This window comes from Micromonospora sp. H61, assembly GCF_018070325.1.
GTDB classification, from domain to species: domain Bacteria; phylum Actinomycetota; class Actinomycetes; order Mycobacteriales; family Micromonosporaceae; genus Micromonospora; species Micromonospora salmantinae.
In genome coordinates this window covers 13,419-30,882 of the sequence record NZ_JAGPXY010000075.1, presented here as the reverse complement: position 1 = coordinate 30,882, position 17,464 = coordinate 13,419, and the positions used below count along the sequence as shown (strand labels likewise).

The window sequence follows — 17,464 nt, the reverse complement described above, 5'->3', positions numbered from 1 at the left end:
CGGGGGCCCCGCGGTGCCCGGCGGCGCGGCGCCCGCGGCCGGATGCGGCCCGGCCCGGCCCGAGGGCGGACCAGCGCCGCCGACGGTGGCGCACCGCGCCGCGGTCCGGCGCGGCGGTGGCAGTTGGTCCGGGCGGGCCGCGACGCGGTACCGCCCTCGACCCGCCGGTTCATGGCCCGTGCCCGGCAGCGTCGCATGCGTGCGGCGCTGCCGTGGGCGGTGGCGGCCGGGGTGCTCGCACTGGCCGGGCTGGTCGCCTGGACGGTGCTCGGCACCGGGCTGTTCGGTGTGCGGGAGGTACGCGTGGAGGGCGCCGACCTGGTCACGCCGGTGCAGGTGCACGACGCGGTCGGGGTGCCGGACGGGGTGCCGCTGGCCCGGGTGGACCTGACCGCCGCCGCCCGTCGGGTCGGCGCGCTGCCGGCGGTGGAGCGGGCCACGGTCTCCCGGGACTGGCCCGGCGCGCTGGTGGTGCGGGTGACCGAGCGGACCGCTGTGGCGGTGGTGCCGCAGGGCGATGCGTTCGCCCTGATCGATCGGAGCGGGGTGGCGTTCCGGACGGTGGAGCGACGCCCCGCCGATCTGCCACAGGTGACTGTGGCCCGGCCGGCCGCCGACGACCCGGGCACCCGGGCCGCGCTGGAGGTGCTCGTCGCGCTGACGCCGCAGCTGCGCGCGGAGCTGGTGGACGTGAACGTGGCGGGGCTGGCCCGGATCAGCCTGCGGTTGCGCGGCGACCGGACGGTGGTCTGGGGCGACGCGACCCGGGGTACGGACAAGGCTCGGGTGGCGACCGCGCTGCTCGACGAGGACACCGACCGGATCGACGTGAGCGCGCCGGATGTGGTGACCTTTCGTTGACCGGTGAGCGTGCGGGGACGTGACCCGTGGCGCTCCGCGCGGCGACACGCCGCCCGGGTCCTTGGCTCATCGCGCGGTGGCGCTTACGTTGCCTCGAAGAGCTTCAGTGGTTGACATAACTGTAAGCCTCTAGTAGAGGGTTAGGGTTTACCCCTGATCCTCGTTGGTGACAGCTGTCGTCGGCCGCTGGTCTGGCCACGCCGTAACCGGTCGGCCGAAGCCAATCTCGAAGGAAAGGACCGGAGATGACACCTCCGCACAACTACCTGGCGGTCATCAAGGTCGTCGGCATCGGGGGTGGCGGCGTCAACGCCGTCAACCGGATGATCGAGGTTGGGCTCAAGGGCGTCGAGTTCATCGCGATCAACACCGATGCGCAGGCGCTGCTGATGAGCGACGCCGACGTCAAGCTCGACGTCGGCCGGGAGCTGACCCGTGGCCTGGGGGCCGGGGCCAACCCGGACGTCGGGAAGAACGCCGCCGAGGACCACCGCGACGAGATCGAGGAGGTGCTCAAGGGCGCCGACATGGTCTTCGTGACCTGCGGCGAGGGCGGCGGCACCGGCACCGGCGGCGCGCCAGTGGTGGCCAACATCGCCCGCAAGCTCGGCGCACTGACCATCGGCGTGGTGACCCGGCCGTTCTCCTTCGAGGGCAAGCGCCGCCAGGTGCAGGCCGAGACGGGGATAGACGAACTCCGTAACCAGTGCGACACGCTTATCGTCATCCCGAACGACCGGCTGCTGGCCCTGGGCGACCGCAACATCAGCATGATGGACGCGTTCCGCACGGCCGACCAGGTGCTGCTCTCGGGTGTGCAGGGCATCACCGACCTGATCACCACCCCGGGTCTGATCAACCTGGACTTCGCCGACGTCAAGAGCGTGATGAGCGGCGCCGGCAGCGCGTTGATGGGCATCGGCAGCGCCCGCGGCGAGAACCGCGCGGTCGAGGCGGCCGAGGCGGCCATCTCCAGCCCGCTGCTGGAGCAGAGCATGGACGGCGCGCGGGGCGTGCTGCTCTCCATCGCCGGCGGCTCCGACCTGGGCCTGTTCGAGATCAATGACGCCGCCCAGCTGGTCACCGACGCGGCCCACCCGGACGCCAACATCATCTTCGGCGCGGTCATCGACGACGCGCTCGGTGACGAGGTGCGGGTGACTGTCATCGCGGCGGGCTTCGACGGCGGCACGCCCGCGTACAAGGCGGCCGAGCCGACCCGCAAGTCCAACACCAACCAGCCGGCACCGCAGAGCACCCCGGCGCCGGCGCCGGCCACCAACCCGGCTCCGGCCCAGTCGCCGCGTCGGGTGCTCTTCGACGACGTGGACGTTCCCGACTTCCTCAAGAACGGGTCCTGAGCTCCGCCGATGACCGACAGCTCAGCCACGGTACGACCAGATCGGCACGCCGAACTAGCGGCCGGTCTGGCCCAGGTTCGGTCCCGGGTCGACGACGCCTGCGCGCAGGCCGGCCGGAACCCCGCCGAGGTGACCATGATCGCGGTGACGAAGACCTACCCGGCCAGCGACGTGTTGGCGCTGGCCGGGCTCGGGGTGACCGACATGGGGGAGAACCGCGACCAGGAGGCGGCCGGCAAGGCCGCCGAGGTGGCTGCCGCCGGGGTGCGTCCCCGCTGGCACTTCATCGGCCAGTTGCAGCGCAACAAGGCCCGCTCGGTGGTCCGCTACGCCGACGTGGTGCACTCCGTCGACAGTGTCCGGCTGGCCCGGGCGTTGGCCAGCGCGACCGCCGACCGGCCGGAACCGCTCGACGCGCTGGTCCAGGTGAGCATCGACGGCGACGCCTCCCGGGGCGGAGCCCTGCCCGGCTCGGCGGATCTGGGTGCCGGTCTGGAGCCGGTCGCCGAGGCGGTGGCCGACGCACCGGGGATGCGTCTGGTCGGTCTCATGGCGGTCGCCCCGCTGGGGTGGGAGCCCGAGCGGGCGTTCGCCCGGCTCGCGGAGGTCGCCGACGCGTTTCGGGCTGTCCATCCGGGAGCCACCGCGCTGTCCGCCGGTATGAGCGGAGATTTCGAAATCGCGATCCGTTACGGCGCGACACATGTCCGCGTCGGTAGCGCGTTGCTCGGAATGCGTCCCACGCTGCGGTAGCCTGACCGCGAGACAAGCAAATTACATCAGTGTTGTTTCAGGGGCGGGCGTCTCCTAGTCGGGGGTCGTGGTGCGCGACGCGAATCGCGCGCCGGGGGGATTGCCGTTCCGGTCCGATGGGCATGGTTGTCCACTCGCGACGGGCGACATGGCACGGGGGCGCGTGCCGCACGGCGGACGGAAGGGCGCGGGATGGGTGCACTGCGCAAGGCGGGGGTCTGGCTCGGTCTGGTCGAAGAAGACGACGAGCGGGCCTACGACGACGGTGGCTACGAAAAGGGTGGCTACCGCGACTCGCGTTACCGGCAGAGCCGGTACGCCGAGGAGTTCGCCGACGACGACGAGGACGACGCCGAGGAGCCGCCGGCTCCCCGGCCGCGCGACAGTGGGCGGGGTCGACTCTCCGAGCGGTCGAGCGGGCGGTTGAGCGACTCCGAGCGCGGTGACGGTGAGCGGCCGGAGCGGATCGAGCGGTCCAGCGTCCGGTCGATCACCCGGTCGTCGGCGGGCGAGACCTCCGGTGCGCTGACCTACCACACTCGGGACAACCTGGCCCTCGCGCCGCAGGTCACGTCGCGCGAGCGGGCCCTGCCCGAGGAGGAGCAGCGTTACCAGATCACCACGCTGCACCCCACCACCTACCGGGAGGCGCGCACCATCGGTGAGCACTTCCGTGACGGTGTCCCGGTGATCATCAATCTCACCGAGATGGATGAGGCCGATGCCCGCCGTCTGGTTGACTTCGCCGCCGGGCTGGCGTTCGGCCTGCGCGGTACGATCGAGCGCGTGACCAATCGGGTGTTCCTGCTCTCACCGGCTAACGTCCAGGTCACCGCAGAGGACAAAGCCAAGATCGCTGAGGGCGGCTTTTTCAGTCTGAGTTGATCCCGCCCGACCCGAGGGACGTCGCTGACCGTGTTGTCGATCTTACTGCAAGTGTTGTACCTGATCCTTTATGTCTTCCTGCTCCTTCTTCTGTCCCGGTTCGTGTTGAGCGCCGTCCTGCAGTACGGCCGTCGCTGGCAACCGGGGCGTGGAGCATCGGCAGGATTGGAATCCGTGTGGAGCGTCACTGATCCCCCTCTCAACGCGTTGAGGCGTGTGATCCCTCCGCTGCGAATTGGTACCGTGAGCATCGACCTGGCCTCCCTTGTGCTCCTGGTTATCCTGTTCGTGCTGATGGAGTTCGTGTTAGGGCCGTCGATCAGGGCATCTGCCTGATGACCGACGCGCTTTCGCGGCCGCAACTGACCCGAGGAGTTTCGATGCCGCTGACCCCGGCCGACGTCCACAACGTCGCCTTCAAAAAGCCGCCGATCGGCAAACGGGGGTATGACGAGGAGGAGGTCGACGCCTTCCTCGATGAGGTCGAGCGCGAGCTCGCCCGTCTCATCGAGGAGAACAACGAGCTGCGCGCCCAGGTGGAGCGCGGCGGCCGTGGCGGTGCCCCCGCCGGCCCCGGCGGCGACGCCCGACTGGCGGCGGAGCTCAACGATGTCAAGGCCCAACTGGACCGGGTGCAGCGCGACAAGTCGGCGGCCGAGCAGGCTGCCCGCGCGATGCAGGCCGAGCTGGAGCAGGTCCGCGCGACCGGCGGTCCGGCCGGCGGCGTCACCGGTGACGGTGAGCAGCAGGCCCTGCGCGTGCTGATGATGGCCCAGCGCACCGCCGACGACCACGTGTCCGACGCTCGCCGCGAGGCCGACCAGCTGTTGTCCGAGGCTCGCAGCAAGGCCGAGGAGGTGACCCGGGAGGCGCGCGCCAAGGCTGACGCCCTTGAGCGGGACGCCCGCCAGCGGCACCAGGAGGCCATGGGCGGCCTGGACGCCAAGCGCACGGCGCTGCAGAAGCACATCGAGGAGCTCAAGCAGTTCGAGCGCGAGTACCGCACCCGGCTCAAGGCGTACCTGGAGAGCCAGCTGCGTGACCTCGACGGTCGTGGCCAGGGCCTCGAGGCCGAGATGACCCGCTCCGAAGCCGGCCGGGTCGCTGGCGGCAACGGGCTGGCCGCAGCGGGTCTCGCTGGTTCGTACGGCGGCGGCGGGCGCTCCGGCGCCCTCGAAGCCGGACGCTGAGCACCGGCCGGCGATCGCTGTCCGCCAATGGTGACGGTCGCCGGTCCGGCCCGGACGGTTCGACGCGGCGGGGGTGAGCCGTGATAGTCGCAAGTCTTCTGCTCATCCTCGTCGCGGTGGTGCTACTGGTGCTCGGTCTGGCCGGTGGCTCCAGCTTCTTGTTGGTCATCTCCATCGCGGCCAGTCTGCTGGCCGCCGTGGCGTTGGTGGTGGGCGCCCGCCAGGCAGCCGCCAACCGCGCCACGGCGGATTCCGACCGGACCGACCGGCGGCACGCCGACGCCCCCCGCACGGCCAGCCAGGCCACACCGGGTGTCGCGTACGGGCCGCCGCTGGTCGAGCCGGAGGTGCCCGTCCAGCACGTGCCCACGACGTTTGGTACCGGCGGCACCGGGTGGCGGCAACCACCCGAGCCGCCGGTCGACAATGCGCCGCCGGTCGACGAGGCGTCGCCGGTCGACCCACCGCACGTCGATGACGCGTCGCCGTTGGTGAGTGCGGCGGACGAGGCGCCCGCGCGGGCCCGGCCGGTCAGCCCGGCGTCGCCGTTCGCGGCGTCGACCGACGACGTGTTCGACCCGGCGGTCGCGGCGGTCGACGAGCCGGCCGCCCAGCAGATCACGGCCGCCGAGGCGGCCCGGGTGGCCCGGCTGCTCGACGCCGTCGAGGTCGTCGACGGCCGCCCCCGTTACCACCTGGACGGCTGCCCCCATCTGATCGGCTGGCAGCCCGAGACGTTGCCGGTCGCCGAGGCCGTGGACCTCGGCTTCACCCCGTGCGCGCACTGCGCGCCGGCGACCGCTCTCCTCGCCGACGCCCGGCCGATCTGAAGCGACGCCGGTGCCCGCGCAGGACACGCTCACCGTGGCGGTACGGGTGAAGCCCGGCGCCTCCCGGGACCGGGTCGGTGGCCGCTTCGACGGCCCGCACGGACCCGCCCTCGTTATCGCGGTCCACGACCCGGCCGTCGACGGTCGGGCCACCGAGGCCGCCCGCCGGGCGTTGGCCGGCGCGTTGGGCGTCCGACCGGCCGCCGTGTCACTGCGTGCCGGCGCGGCCAGCCGGGACAAGCTCTTCCTCGTCGATCGGCCCGGCCCGGAGTTGCCCGAGGTGCTGCGCCGCCTGCGCGACGGATCCGCCGAGTGAGGACAGCCCAGGCAAGGCAGCCGTGACGCCCGGGTTGGACATCGCGCTGCTGCTCGGTGCGGCCGTGCTGCTGGTAGCTGTCGGCGCGGTGCGACTCTCCACCCGGCTCGGTGTGCCCAGCCTCCTGGTCTACCTGGCTCTGGGCGTGGCGATCGGCGAGAACGGGCTGGGCATCCGTTTCGACGACGTCGAGCTGACCCGGACCCTCGGCTTCTGCGCGCTGATCGTGATCATCGCGGAGGGTGGCCTCACCGCCCGGTGGACCACGCTGCGCCCGGTGCTCGGGCTGGCCTCCGCGCTCTCCACGGTCGGCGTGATCGTCAGCATCGTGGTGGTCGGCGTGGCCGTGCACCTGCTGCTGGGGCTGGACTGGCGGTTGGCGCTGCTCTACGGCGCGGTGCTCTCGTCCACCGACGCGGCGGCCGTCTTCGCAACCCTGCGCCGACTGCGGTTGCCGCCCCGGCTGGTGGCGACACTGGAGGCAGAGTCGGGGATGAACGACGCCCCGGTGGTGCTGCTGGTGGTGCTGCTGTCCCACCAGGGCTTTGCGCACCCGTGGTGGTACGAGGTCGCGCTGGTCTGTTACGAGCTGGGCGTCGGCGCGGCGGTGGGCGTCGCCGCTGGCGTCGCCGGCACCTGGGCGCTGCGCCGAGCGGCGCTGCCCTCGGCCGGGCTCTACCCGATCGCCGCGGTGGGCATCACCGTGTTGGCGTACGCCGCGGGGGCCGTTCTGCACGCCTCGGGCTTCCTCGCCGTCTATGTGGCCGGGGTATTGCTGGGCAATGCCCGCCTGTCGCACCGGCAGGCGATCCTCGGTTTCGCGGACGGGCTGGCCTGGCTCGCCCAGATCGGGTTGTTCGTGCTGCTCGGGTTGCTGGCCTCGCCGGGCCGGCTGGACGCGGCGGTGCTGCCCGCTGTGGTCGCCGGGCTGGCCCTGGTGCTCCTGGCCCGGCCGTTGTCGGTGGCCGTCTCGGCGTTGCCGTTCCGGGTGGGCCTTCGAGAACAGGCGTTCCTGTCCTGGGCCGGGCTGCGTGGGGCGGTGCCGATCGTGCTGGCCACCATTCCGCTCTCCGAGCGGGTGCCCGGGGCGGAGCGGCTCTTCGACGTGGTCTTCGTGCTGGTGGTGATCTTCACGTTGGTGCAGACCGGGACGCTGGGGTCGTTCGCCCGTCGGTTGCGGGTGACCGCGCCGGCCGAGGCCGCCGAGATCCACGTGGAGACCGCGCCGCTGGAGCGAATGCGGGCGGATCTGCTCCAGGTGGAGGTGCCACCGGGCTCACGACTGGCCGGCGTGCACGTCGACGAGCTGCGGCTTCCGTTGGGCGCGTCGGTGACCCTGGTGCTGCGCGACGGCGTGGGTTTCGTGCCCGCCCCGGAAACCCGGTTCAAGACCGGTGACAGTCTGCTGATCGTGGCGACCGCAGGGGTGCGGGACGCGGCGGAACGGCGGTTGCGGGCGGTCAGTCGGCGGGGTCGTCTGGCCCGATGGTTTGGTGAGTACGGGGATGAGGTGCCCAGTTGATCTGCTAGCGTTCCCTTTGCCCCAGTTAGGCAGGGCTAGGGGCTGTTAGACGGTGCGACGGTGCGGCACGTTGTCGGACGCCTGTACGTTCCGTATTCTTGCCAACCTCCGGAGTGCGCGGCGATCGTCGCCGTGCGCCCCTTTTCGTACATAGGGGACGCCCTGCTCGGCGCCCCCTGACCAGGCGCCGCGGACCGCGCGGTTCCCCGGCCGAGGGAGCGACCCATGGCGAAGCCATCCGACACCAGGACCGCCGGGCGCAAGCCGGTGGCGAAGGCCACCCGCAGCACGGCGGAGACCGAGAAGATCCGGGCGGCGCTGGCGGCGCGGCGGGACGAGCTTCGTGCCGAGTACGATCAGACGCTGAGTGAGATCACCGAGCTGCAGCGCGATCGGCTGACCGACTCGGCCGGGGACGACCAGGCCGACACGGGCACCAAGACGCTCGAGCGGGAGCAGGAGATCTCTCTCGCCAACAGCATTCTGGAACGGATCACGCAGGTGGAGCGCGCTCTGGAGCGCCTCGACGAGGGTGGTTACGGCTGGTGCGAGCGGTGCGGCAACCCGATCCCGGTCGAGCGCCTCGCCGCCTTCCCGTCGGCCACCCTGTGTGTGACGTGCAAGCAGCTGGAGGAGCGGCGCTGAGGTCCGTTCCCCGGCGGCGATGAGACGGTGAGCGATCACCGCCAAGACTGTCGATGGGGAGCGCATGACCGCAGTACCGTCCGCCGAACCCGGCCGCACCGATCCGGGCGGCGGCAGCCGCCGGCCCCGGGCCGTCGCGATTCTCGCCGGAGTCGCCCTGGTGGCCCTGTTGGCCGACCTGGTCACCAAGCACCTCGCGCTGGCCGCGCTGACCGACCGGGAGCCGGTCCGGCTGCTCGGCGGGTTCGTCTACCTGAGCCTGACCCGCAACAGCGGCGCGGCCTGGAGCATCGGCGCGGACCACACCTGGGTCTTCCCACTGATCACCATCGGTGTGGTCGGCTGGATCGTCTGGATGGCGTTGCGGCTGCGCTCGCTGCCCTGGGCGGTCTCGCTCGGCCTGGTGCTCGGTGGCGCGTTGGGCAACCTCGTCGACCGGATCTTCCGGGCGCCGTCCCCGTTCCACGGGCACGTCGTCGACATGATCAGCCTCTTCGACCCGTACGGTCAGGTCTGGCCGGTGTTCAACCTGGCCGACAGTTCGCTGGTCTGTGGCGTGCTGCTGGCCGTCCTGTTGGAGCTGACCGGCCGCCAGCGTGACGGCCGGCGGGCGGGACGCGACGGCGACCCGGCCACGACGGACGCCGCCGCGCCGGGCGCCGAGCAGCGGGAGCGGGCATGACCTCCGCGTTCGCCGCTGGCGGCGACCACCGTTCCCTTCCGGTTCCCGACGGCCTCGACGGCATGCGCCTGGACCAGGCCGTGTCCCGACTGTTCGGGCTCTCCCGCACCGCCGCCGCGGCCCTTGTCGACGCCGGGGACGCGCTGGTCGACGGTTCCGCCCGGCCCAATTCGCACAAGGTCAAGGCCGGCTCCTGGCTGGACGTCACGCTGCCCGCGCCGGTGGCACCGCCGACCGTGGTGCCGCAGGCGGTGCCCGGCCTGCGGGTCGTCTACGCCGACGACGACATCGTCGTGGTCGACAAGCCGGTCGGGGTGGCCGCGCACCCGAGCCCCGGGTGGACCGGGCCGACGGTGATCGGCGCGCTCGCCGCGATCGGGCACCGCATCTCCACCAGTGGCGCCGCCGAGCGCCAGGGCGTGGTGCACCGGCTCGACGTGGGCACCACCGGGATCATGGTGGTGGCCAAGAGCGAGCAGGCGTACACGGCGTTGAAGCGGGCCTTCAAGTACCGCGAGGTCGACAAGGGCTACCACGCTGTGGTGCAGGGTCACCTGGACCCGCTGCGGGGCACCGTCGACGCGCCGATCGACAGGCACCCCACCCACGACTACCGCTGGGCGGTGGTGTCCGGCGGCAAGCCGAGCATCACCCACTACGACACCCTGGAGGCGTTCCCGGCGGCGAGTCTGGTCGACGTCCGGCTGGAGACCGGCCGGACCCACCAGATCCGGGTGCACTTCTCCACCCTGCGGCACCCCTGTGTGGGTGACCTCACCTACGGCGCCGATCCCACCCTCTCGGCCCGTCTCGGCCTGTCCCGACAGTGGCTGCACGCCCGCGAACTGAGCTTTTTGCACCCCCGAACGGGGGACGAGGTCCGGTTCGTCAGCGACTACCCTGACGACCTGGACCGTGCGCTTCAGATCCTGCGTGACTGAGCGGCGACCGCCCGACACCGTTCCACAGAGGGGATCCCGCCCGTGCGCGCCGGCAACCTGCTGCGGCAGTTGGACCAGCGGTTGCTGCCGCCGCTGACCCGGGCCGTGGCCCGGCTGGGCGACCGGTCGGCGCGCTCCGGCGTGCTCAGTTGGGCCGCGGTGCTCTCCGCGGCGGCGGTGTTGGGCACCGCCGTGTGGGCCGTCGACGACACTCCGGTCGGCGACCGGACGGTCGGCGAGGTGACCCGGGTCGGCGTTGCCGACGGCGACTCCGTCCCCGGCTACCTGCGGTCCGCCGCGGCCGACCTGGCCGCGCTGCCCGGGTCCGCCCCGGCCCCCGAGGGCGGGACGTACGCGCTGGTCACGCTCGACGCGTACCTGCCTCCGCAGCGGCTGGCGACGGTGCTCGGCGACGTCGGGGTCTCGACAGTCTTCGGGCGGGTTCCGCTGCCCGGCCGGCAGACCGAGATCGTCAAGATCCCCGCGCTGCGGGTGCCGGACGACGTGGTCGCCGGGATGGAACAGGTGGCGGCCCGCAAGGAGACCGAGGCCGCAGACTATCGGGCCAGGGCCGCCGCGGTCGACGGCGACGGGCCGGGCGAGCGGGAGTTGCGGGAGCAGTACGCCAGCGGCGCCGAGGTGGCCGCCGCCGAGGCGACCGCGTACCGCACCGGCTGCGCCTGCGTCTACGCGGCGGTGGTTCGCGCGACGCCGGTGGCGCTGCGCGGTGTCGCGGCCCGGCCGGATGTACGGGCGGTCGACCCCGCCCCCGAGGTGTACCGGCTGGACCGGACGGTCTTCACGCCGCCGCTGCCCGAGCAGCGTGACGTGGTGCGCCCGCCGGCCGACACCGGGCCGAGCCCGGCACCGACCCAGTCCGAGCGGCCGGCGCCGATGATCAGCGCACCGGCGTCGTCGGCCCCCGTGGGCGAATCGTCGGAACCCGCACCAGTCGTGACGATTCCGTCACCGGAACCGTCGAAGCCGGAGCCCACCGAGTCGGCGCCGCCGAGTGTCACCACCTCGCCGGACGCCACCCTCGTCGAGCCGTCGCCGCCATCGCCGTCGTCGTGATCTGCGCCGGCTGGTGTGCGCTCTGAGGTGTGGTCCGAATAGGGTTGGGTTCGTAGCCTGTCAGACAGAGATCGATGGCGCTGGGAGGGCGGGCCGTGGAGGGCAGTGAGACCGGCTGGGGCCGGCCGGCCGAACCAGCGCCGCGGTGGCGCGCGCTGTTGGACCGTGCCCGGCTGGGCGGTCGCGGCGCGGAGCAGACCGAGCCGGAGCGGCGCGGCGAGGAACCGCCGCCGGACCCACTGCCCCGGCGTGCGGCCCCCAACGGCTACGCCGGGCGGGCACCCGCCATCGGGCATCCGGCCGACCTGTCGTACGGCGCGGAGCCTGGTTACCGGGCCGAGGCGACCTACCGGGTCGACCCCGCGTACCGGGCCGACCCCGCGTACCGGGCCGAGCCGGACTACCGGGCCGAGCCCGCGTACCGGACCGAGCCGGGTTATCGGGCCGAGCCGGACTATCGAGCGGAGCCGGCGTACCGGACCGAGCAGCCGGACCACCGCGCCGAGCCGGGCTACCGGGCCGACCCCGGTTACCGTGCCGAGCCGGGCTACCGCGCTGAGCCGGACTACCTCGCCACTCCCGGCTACCGGGCCGAGCCGGACTACCGGGCCGACCCCGGTTATCGGGCCGAGCCGGACTACCGCGCCGAGCCGACGTACCGGGCCGAGCCCGAGCCGCCGGCACGCGGCCCCGACCCGGTTCCGTCGCGCTACGCGTTGCTGGACAACGGCTACCGACCGGGCGACCCGCCGGCGGAGTCGCGGTACGCCCTGCTGGAGACCGGCTACCAGCCGGAGACCGGCTACCCGGCCGCCCCGCCACCGCCCGCGCCGGTCGCCCCACCGCCCGCGCCGCCGGTCGTCGTGCCAGTCACGCCGCCCGTCCCGCCGCCACCCGCCCCGGCGGTCGGCTCGGCGGTCGCCGAACGTGCCTACCCGGCCCGGATCGAATGGCGCCCACCGGCCGTCGACCAGGAGCAGGAGCGCGCCAACGGTGTGCTCCAACGGGACCTGGGCACGCCCCGGGTGTTCGCCTTCGCCAACCCCAAGGGCGGGGTGCACAAGACGACAGCCACAGTGCTCGCCGCCGCGACGGTCGGCAGCGTCCGCGGCAAGGGTGTGCTGGCCTGGGACGACAACGAGCTGCGTGGCACCCTCGGCCTACGCGCCGGCAGCGCCCGGCACGCCCGGACGATCCGGCACCTGATCAGCGACCTGGCCCAGATCGAGATCCTGGAGGGCGCGACCCTGCTGGACCGGCTGGACGACTACCTGCGGCACGCCTCCGACGGCTCGTACGACGTGCTGGCCGGCGAGGAGAGCCCGCGCTTCGCCCAGCGCCTGGACCAGTTCACCGTCCGCCGGGTGCTGGAGCTGCTGCGCCGCACCCACGACGTGGTCTGCGTGGACACCGGCAACAACGTGGAGAGCCCCAACTGGCGCACTGTGATGCAGGCCGCCGACCAGCTGGTGGTGACCACAGTGCCCCGGGAGGACGCGGCGTTCAGCGCGGACTGGATGCTCGACCTGCTGCACGAGGAGGGCATGGGCGAGTTGGCGGACAACGCGATCACCCTCATCTCCTGCCCGACCCCGGGTCGCTCGACGCTCCAGGACGACCTGGAGCGGCACTTCGCCACCCGTACCCGGGGCGTGGCCGTCGTGCCGTACGACCCGGCTCTGGAGACCGGGTCGTCGATCGAGTACCACCAGCTCCAACCGGAGACCCGGCAGGCATGGTTGCGGGCCGCGGCGATGATGGTGGAGCCGTTCGCCCGGTGAGCTGGTCTGCCGCCACCGGAGCCCCGGCCACGCACCGGGCCTGAGAGGATCATCGGGTGAGCCCGGACAACCCCGACCGTGAGCGGCCAGTCGACGAGCCCGACCAACCCGCGCCACCCCGTACGCCGGAGGCGAAACCGCCGGAGGTCGACCCGTCGGCCGGGACCGCGCCGGACGAGTTCGGTCCGGGCCACCTGCCGGCCTCGGCGGCGTACCAGAGCTCGTTGGAGCTTCGGTTCGACGAACCGCGTCGTCCGATGCGTGCCCTGGCGACGGTCCTGGGCGCCGTGCTCGCGCTCGCCGCACTGGGTGTTCCCCTCGGGCTGCTCTGGGCCGCGCTCGCGCCGGACACCCCGGTGCTCAAGACCGCCGAGGGGGCGATCTACGCCGAGCCGCAACCGGAGCAGCCGATCGCCGCCGACGGCTGGTTCAGCCTGCTCGGGCTCGCCTTCGGGCTGCTCGTGGCACTCACCCTGTGGTTCGTGCTGCGTCGACGGCGCGGCCCGGTCGGGTTGCTCGCCGCGGTGCTCGGCACCCTGGTCGCCGCGCCGGTGGCCTGGCAGGTGGGACGGCGGATCGGTCTGGCCACCTTCGACCGGCTGCTGGCGACCGCCCCGGCCGGGCAGGCATTCAGTAAACCCGCCGACCTGCGGGCCGGTGGAGTGGACTGGCTGCTCGGCGTGCTGCCGGTGCCGCACGGCAACCTGCTGCTGCCGGCGTTCGGGGCCGCGGTCATGTACACCCTGCTGGCCGGCTGGTCGCGGTGGCCGGGGCTACGCCCGGAGCCCGAGCCGGGGGAGTTCAGTTGGGTGTCGGCGGGGACGCCAGCTCCGACAACGGCACCGGAACCGCCCGCACCTGACGCAGCAGAGCCGCCTCGCGGTTGAGCAACCGCAGCTCGGCGCGGAGCCGGGAGGCGGTGTCGTCGATCGCCAGCAGCCGTTGCCGGTCGTCGACGGTGAGCGCCGCGGTCGCCGCCACCAGGTGCGAGAGCACAGTCGGGTCCTCCGGCAACTGCTCGGAGATCTCCTCCGGGTCGGAGCGGATCAGGCCGAGGTACTGCCGGAACACCGCGATCACCCGGGCGGCCAGCAGATCGGCCACCTCGTCCGGGCCGCCCGGGTCGGGCAGCCACTCGACGTCGGCGGTCAGGTAGGGCTCGGCGCTGTCGTCGACCTCGGCGATGCGGAACCGGCGGCGGCCGACCGTGACGATGTCGAAGCCACCGTCGGTCAACTCGGTCACCTGGCGCAGCTCGGCGGTGCAGCCCACCTCGTGCAGCGTCACCTCGCCGACGCTCGACCTGGCCGGGGCGCCGGCGGGACCGGCGGGCGCGACCTCCCAGCCAGCCTGGATGGCCACCACGCCGAACTCGCGCGGGGCGCCGTCGGGCAGGCCGACCAGGTGCCGGACCAGCGCCCGGTAGCGCTCCTCGAAGATGTGCAGCGGCAGCACCAACCCGGGAAAGAGCACCGTTGCGAGCGGGAAAACCGGCAGCCGTGCGGTCACATGGTCGAGCCTAACCAATCTCGGCACCGGGGGCGTGGCCCGGCTCACCGTCCCGGCGGACGGGCGGCTCGGGTGGACGTCGGGCCGGCCGCCTAGACTCGCAAGGGTGCTGAATCGGATCGACCTGCGCGACGGTCTCGGTGACCCGCGCCGCCTGCTGCCCCGTGCCCAGCTCGACGTGTCCGTCGCCGTCGAGCGCATCCGGCCCCTGGTGGAGGCGGTCCGTGAGCATGGGTACCCAGCGATCCGGGAGGCAAGCGAACGGTTCGACGGCATCTCCCCGGAGGTGCTGCGGGTGCCGGTCGAGGCGATCACCGAGGCGGAGGGGGTGCTCGATCCGGCGGTGCGTGCCGCGCTGCTGGAGTCCATCGCCCGGGCCCGCCGGGTGCACGCCGACCAGCGGCGCACCGACCACACCACGAAGGTGGTGCCCGGCGGCACCGTCACCGAGCGGTGGCTGCCGGTCGACCGGGTCGGCCTCTACGTGCCCGGTGGCCTGGCGATGTACCCGTCGACAGTGGTGATGAACGTGGTGCCCGCCCAGGCGGCCGGGGTGCGCTCGCTGGTGGTGGTCAGCCCGCCGCAGAAGGACAACGGCGGCCTGCCCGATGCCCGGGTGCTCGCCGCGTGCGCGCTGCTCGGCGTCGACGAGGTGTACGCCGTGGGCGGGGCCCACGCGGTGGCGATGCTGGCGTACGGCGCGGCGGTGGACCCGGCGGGTGAGCTGCGGTGCGACCCCGTCGACCTGATCACCGGCCCCGGCAACATCTGGGTGACCGCCGCCAAGCGGCTGCTGCGCGGCGTTGTCGGCATCGACGCCGAGGCCGGGCCGACCGAGATCGCCATCCTGGCCGACGACACCGCCGATCCGGCGCACGTGGCCGCCGACCTGATCAGTCAGGCCGAGCACGACCCGCTCGCCGCGAGCGTGCTGGTCACCCCGTCGGTGGCGCTGGTCGAGGCGGTCGAGGCGGAGTTGGCCCGGCAGGTGCCGGCGACCAAGCACACCGAGCGGGTCACCACGGCGCTGACCGGTGAGCAGAGCGGCGTGGTCCTGGTCGACGACCTCGAGGCCGGGCTGCGGGTGGTCGACGCGTACGCGGCCGAGCACCTGGAGATCCAGACGGTCGACGCCCGGGAGTGGGCGCTGCGGGTCCGCAACGCCGGGGCGATCTTCGTGGGCGCCTGGTCGCCGGTGTCGCTCGGCGACTACTGCGCGGGCTCCAACCACGTGCTGCCCACCGGCGGCTGTGCCCGGCACTCCTCCGGCCTGTCCGTGCAGTCGTTCCTGCGCGGCGTGCACCTGATCGAATACACCGAGGCCGCGCTGCGTGACGTGGCCCCGCACGTGGTCACCCTGGCCAACGTGGAGGACCTGCCGGCGCACGGCCAGGCGGTCCAGGCCCGTTTCCCGGGAGGGGCGGCGTGACCAGCCTGGACGATCTGCCGATCCGGGCCGACCTGCGGGGGCTGTCGCCGTACGGGGCGCCGCAGTTGGACGTGCCGGTGCGGCTCAACACCAACGAGAATTCCCACCCGGTGCCGGAGCCGGTGGTCGAGGCGATCGGCAAGGCGCTCGCGGCCGAGCTGCGCGAGCTGAACCGCTACCCGGACCGGGACGCTGTGGCGCTCCGCGCCGACCTCGCCGAATATCTCGGGCACGGGCTCACCGTCGACCAGGTGTGGGCTGCCAACGGCTCCAACGAGATCCAGCAGCAGCTGCTCCAGGCGTTCGGCGGGCCGGGGCGCACCGCGCTCGGCTTCGTTCCGGCGTACTCGATGCACCCGCTGCTGGCCCTCGGCACCAGCACCCGGTGGGTGCCCGCCGCGCGCGGCGTCGACTTCGGGTTGACCGCCGAGGAGGCGGTCGCCCAGGTCCGCGAGCACCGGCCGGACGTGGTCTTCCTCTGCTCGCCGAACAACCCCACCGGCACCGCACTGGACCCGGCGGTGATCGCCGCGGTGCTCGACGTCGCGCCCGGCATGGTGGTCGTCGACGAGGCGTACGCCGAGTTCGCCCGACCCGGGACGATCAGCGCCCTCGCGGTGCTGCCCGGCCACCCGCGGCTGGTGGTCACCCGGACGATGAGCAAGGCGTTCGGCTTCGCCGGTGGCCGGCTGGGCTACCTGGCCGCCGACCCGGCGGTCGTGCGGGCGGTGCAGCTCGTCCGTTTGCCGTACCATCTCTCCGCGCTCACCCAGGCCGCGGCACGCGCGGCGGTGGCCCACCGCGACGCCCTTCTCGGTACGGTGAGCGCGATCATGGCGCAGCGGGACCGGATCGTGGCGACGCTGCGCGAGCGGGGGTTGCGGGTCGCCGACAGCGACGCCAACTTCGTGCTCTTCGAGGTGGGCGGCGACCAGACAATCGTCTGGAACGCCCTGCTGGCGCAGGGTGTGCTGGTCCGTGACGTCGGCCTGCCCGGCTGGCTGCGGGTGACCGCCGGCACCGCCGCCGAGACCGACGCCTTTCTTTCTGCAATGGAGACTTCGCAATGAGTCGGACCGCCCGGGTGGAACGGATCACCAAGGAGACCAAGGTCCTCGTCGAGATCGATCTCGACGGCACCGGTGCCGCCGAGATCAGCACCGGCGTCGGCTTCTACGACCACATGCTGCACCAGATCGCCCGGCACGGCGGCTTCGACCTGACCGTGCGCACAGTGGGTGACCTGGAGATCGACGCGCACCACACGATCGAGGACACCGCGCTCGCCCTGGGTGCGGCGTTCGACCAGGCGCTGGGCGACAAGGCCGGCATCCGGCGGTACGGCTCGGCGACAGTGCCGATGGACGAGGTGCTGGTCCGGGCCGCGGTGGACCTCTCCGGTCGGCCGTACGTGGTGCACGACGAGCCGGTGCTCGCCCCGTACATCGGGCCGGTGTACGCGACCAGCATGACCCGGCACATCTGGGAGTCCTTCGGCCAGGCGGCCCGGGTCACGCTGCACGTCGACGTGCTGCGGGCGGCCCGACCGGGTGGCCACCCGGACGCGCACCACGTGGTGGAGGCGCAGTTCAAGGCGGTCTCCCGCGCGTTGCGCGAGGCCACCTCGATCGACCCGCGTTCCGCCGGAGCGATCCCGAGCACGAAGGGCGCGCTCTGATGAGCGC

Annotated in this window: 19 protein-coding genes; 18 read left to right on the top strand and 1 reads right to left on the bottom strand. The window is 72.9% G+C overall.

Features of this window, described 5'->3' with window-relative positions; all coding sequences use genetic code 11:
• Window positions 1–42: 42 nt before the first annotated feature.
• The 15 genes from KBX08_RS27395 (at window position 43) to KBX08_RS27325 (ending at window position 13,728) form a co-directional block, all read left to right on the top strand.
• Window positions 43–861: a cell division protein FtsQ/DivIB gene (locus tag KBX08_RS27395; protein WP_210786211.1), complete on the top strand. Its 819-nt coding sequence runs from the start codon at window positions 43–45 to the stop codon at window positions 859–861.
• 245 nt (window positions 862–1,106) lie between these two features.
• On the top strand, window positions 1,107–2,222 hold the full coding sequence (gene ftsZ / locus KBX08_RS27390; protein WP_210786209.1) for a cell division protein FtsZ: 1,116 nt from the start codon (window positions 1,107–1,109) through the stop codon (window positions 2,220–2,222).
• 9 nt (window positions 2,223–2,231) lie between these two features.
• The gene (locus tag KBX08_RS27385) at window positions 2,232–2,975 is read left to right on the top strand and encodes a YggS family pyridoxal phosphate-dependent enzyme (protein ID WP_210786208.1); all 744 of its coding nucleotides are present in this window, start codon (window positions 2,232–2,234) and stop codon (window positions 2,973–2,975) included.
• A gap of 192 nt (window positions 2,976–3,167) precedes the next feature.
• Window positions 3,168–3,860 carry a cell division protein SepF gene (locus KBX08_RS27380; RefSeq protein ID WP_210786207.1) on the top strand — a complete coding sequence of 231 codons (693 nt, stop codon included), beginning with the start codon at window positions 3,168–3,170 and terminating at the stop codon, window positions 3,858–3,860.
• A gap of 30 nt (window positions 3,861–3,890) precedes the next feature.
• Window positions 3,891–4,196 carry a YggT family protein gene (locus KBX08_RS27375; RefSeq protein WP_030334503.1) on the top strand — a complete coding sequence of 102 codons (306 nt, stop codon included), beginning with the start codon at window positions 3,891–3,893 and terminating at the stop codon, window positions 4,194–4,196.
• A 44-nt stretch (window positions 4,197–4,240) separates the two neighbouring features.
• A complete protein-coding gene (locus KBX08_RS27370; RefSeq protein WP_036411965.1) occupies window positions 4,241–5,050 on the top strand; it encodes a DivIVA domain-containing protein in 810 nt (269 codons plus the stop codon).
• Window positions 5,051–5,130: 80 nt separating this feature from the next.
• Complete coding sequence (locus tag KBX08_RS27365) at window positions 5,131–5,880, top strand: hypothetical protein (protein ID WP_210786206.1); 750 nt, start codon at window positions 5,131–5,133, stop codon at window positions 5,878–5,880.
• A 10-nt stretch (window positions 5,881–5,890) separates the two neighbouring features.
• Window positions 5,891–6,196, top strand: coding sequence for a DUF167 domain-containing protein (locus tag KBX08_RS27360; protein ID WP_112582742.1), 306 nt, complete (start codon window positions 5,891–5,893; stop codon window positions 6,194–6,196).
• Window positions 6,197–6,218: 22 nt separating this feature from the next.
• Window positions 6,219–7,718, top strand: a complete 1,500-nt coding sequence (locus KBX08_RS27355) for a potassium/proton antiporter (RefSeq protein ID WP_210786205.1) — start codon at window positions 6,219–6,221, stop codon at window positions 7,716–7,718.
• Window positions 7,719–7,943: 225 nt separating this feature from the next.
• Window positions 7,944–8,363, top strand: coding sequence for a TraR/DksA C4-type zinc finger protein (locus KBX08_RS27350; RefSeq protein WP_091407724.1), 420 nt, complete (start codon window positions 7,944–7,946; stop codon window positions 8,361–8,363).
• Between the two features lie 64 nt (window positions 8,364–8,427).
• On the top strand, window positions 8,428–9,045 hold the full coding sequence (gene lspA / locus KBX08_RS27345) for a signal peptidase II (RefSeq protein WP_210786204.1): 618 nt from the start codon (window positions 8,428–8,430) through the stop codon (window positions 9,043–9,045).
• Window positions 9,042–9,986: an RluA family pseudouridine synthase gene (locus tag KBX08_RS27340; protein WP_210786203.1), complete on the top strand. Its 945-nt coding sequence runs from the start codon at window positions 9,042–9,044 to the stop codon at window positions 9,984–9,986. Before lspA ends, KBX08_RS27340 begins: the two co-directional genes overlap by 4 nt.
• 42 nt (window positions 9,987–10,028) lie before the next feature.
• Window positions 10,029–11,060, top strand: a complete 1,032-nt coding sequence (locus tag KBX08_RS27335; RefSeq protein ID WP_210786202.1) for a hypothetical protein — start codon at window positions 10,029–10,031, stop codon at window positions 11,058–11,060.
• A 74-nt stretch (window positions 11,061–11,134) separates the two neighbouring features.
• Entirely contained in the window at window positions 11,135–12,841 is a 1,707-nt protein-coding gene (locus KBX08_RS27330) for an AAA family ATPase (RefSeq protein WP_210786201.1), read from the top strand.
• Window positions 12,842–12,897: 56 nt separating this feature from the next.
• Window positions 12,898–13,728 (top strand): DUF2567 domain-containing protein, encoded by an 831-nt coding sequence (locus KBX08_RS27325; RefSeq protein ID WP_210786200.1) that lies wholly within the window; start codon window positions 12,898–12,900, stop codon window positions 13,726–13,728.
• On the opposite strand, the gene KBX08_RS27320 is transcribed toward KBX08_RS27325, so the two are convergent.
• Window positions 13,643–14,350, bottom strand: a complete 708-nt coding sequence (locus KBX08_RS27320; protein ID WP_210786199.1) for an LON peptidase substrate-binding domain-containing protein — start codon at window positions 14,348–14,350, stop codon at window positions 13,643–13,645. The two genes, KBX08_RS27325 and KBX08_RS27320, sit on opposite strands and share 86 nt — an antisense overlap.
• Before the next feature lie 106 nt (window positions 14,351–14,456).
• Here KBX08_RS27320 and hisD point away from each other — a divergent pair, with 106 nt between their 5' ends.
• The 3 genes from hisD to hisB are packed head-to-tail and all read left to right on the top strand — an operon-like array spanning window position 14,457 to window position 17,457.
• Window positions 14,457–15,779 (top strand): histidinol dehydrogenase, encoded by a 1,323-nt coding sequence (hisD, locus tag KBX08_RS27315; RefSeq protein ID WP_210786198.1) that lies wholly within the window; start codon window positions 14,457–14,459, stop codon window positions 15,777–15,779.
• Complete coding sequence (locus KBX08_RS27310) at window positions 15,776–16,849, top strand: histidinol-phosphate transaminase (RefSeq protein ID WP_210786197.1); 1,074 nt, start codon at window positions 15,776–15,778, stop codon at window positions 16,847–16,849. The genes hisD and KBX08_RS27310 overlap by 4 nt, the downstream gene beginning before the upstream one ends.
• Entirely contained in the window at window positions 16,846–17,457 is a 612-nt protein-coding gene (hisB, locus tag KBX08_RS27305; RefSeq protein ID WP_030334475.1) for an imidazoleglycerol-phosphate dehydratase HisB, read from the top strand. Before KBX08_RS27310 ends, hisB begins: the two co-directional genes overlap by 4 nt.
• The last annotated feature ends 7 nt before the right edge of the window (window positions 17,458–17,464 follow it).

Excerpts from the sequence above, each read along its gene's own strand:
- KBX08_RS27370 (WP_036411965.1), top strand. The coding sequence starts at position 4,241 with ATGCCGCTGACCCCGGCCGACGTCCACAACGTCGCCTTCAAAAAGCCG.
- KBX08_RS27340 (WP_210786203.1), top strand. The coding sequence starts at position 9,042 with ATGACCTCCGCGTTCGCCGCTGGCGGCGACCACCGTTCCCTTCCGGTT.
- KBX08_RS27380 (WP_210786207.1), top strand. The coding sequence starts at position 3,168 with ATGGGTGCACTGCGCAAGGCGGGGGTCTGGCTCGGTCTGGTCGAAGAA.
- KBX08_RS27350 (WP_091407724.1), top strand. The coding sequence starts at position 7,944 with ATGGCGAAGCCATCCGACACCAGGACCGCCGGGCGCAAGCCGGTGGCG.
- KBX08_RS27330 (WP_210786201.1), top strand. The coding sequence starts at position 11,135 with ATGGCGCTGGGAGGGCGGGCCGTGGAGGGCAGTGAGACCGGCTGGGGC.
- KBX08_RS27385 (WP_210786208.1), top strand. The coding sequence starts at position 2,232 with ATGACCGACAGCTCAGCCACGGTACGACCAGATCGGCACGCCGAACTA.
- KBX08_RS27395 (WP_210786211.1), top strand. The coding sequence starts at position 43 with ATGCGGCCCGGCCCGGCCCGAGGGCGGACCAGCGCCGCCGACGGTGGC.
- hisB (WP_030334475.1), top strand. The coding sequence starts at position 16,846 with ATGAGTCGGACCGCCCGGGTGGAACGGATCACCAAGGAGACCAAGGTC.
- ftsZ (WP_210786209.1), top strand. The coding sequence starts at position 1,107 with ATGACACCTCCGCACAACTACCTGGCGGTCATCAAGGTCGTCGGCATC.
- lspA (WP_210786204.1), top strand. The coding sequence starts at position 8,428 with ATGACCGCAGTACCGTCCGCCGAACCCGGCCGCACCGATCCGGGCGGC.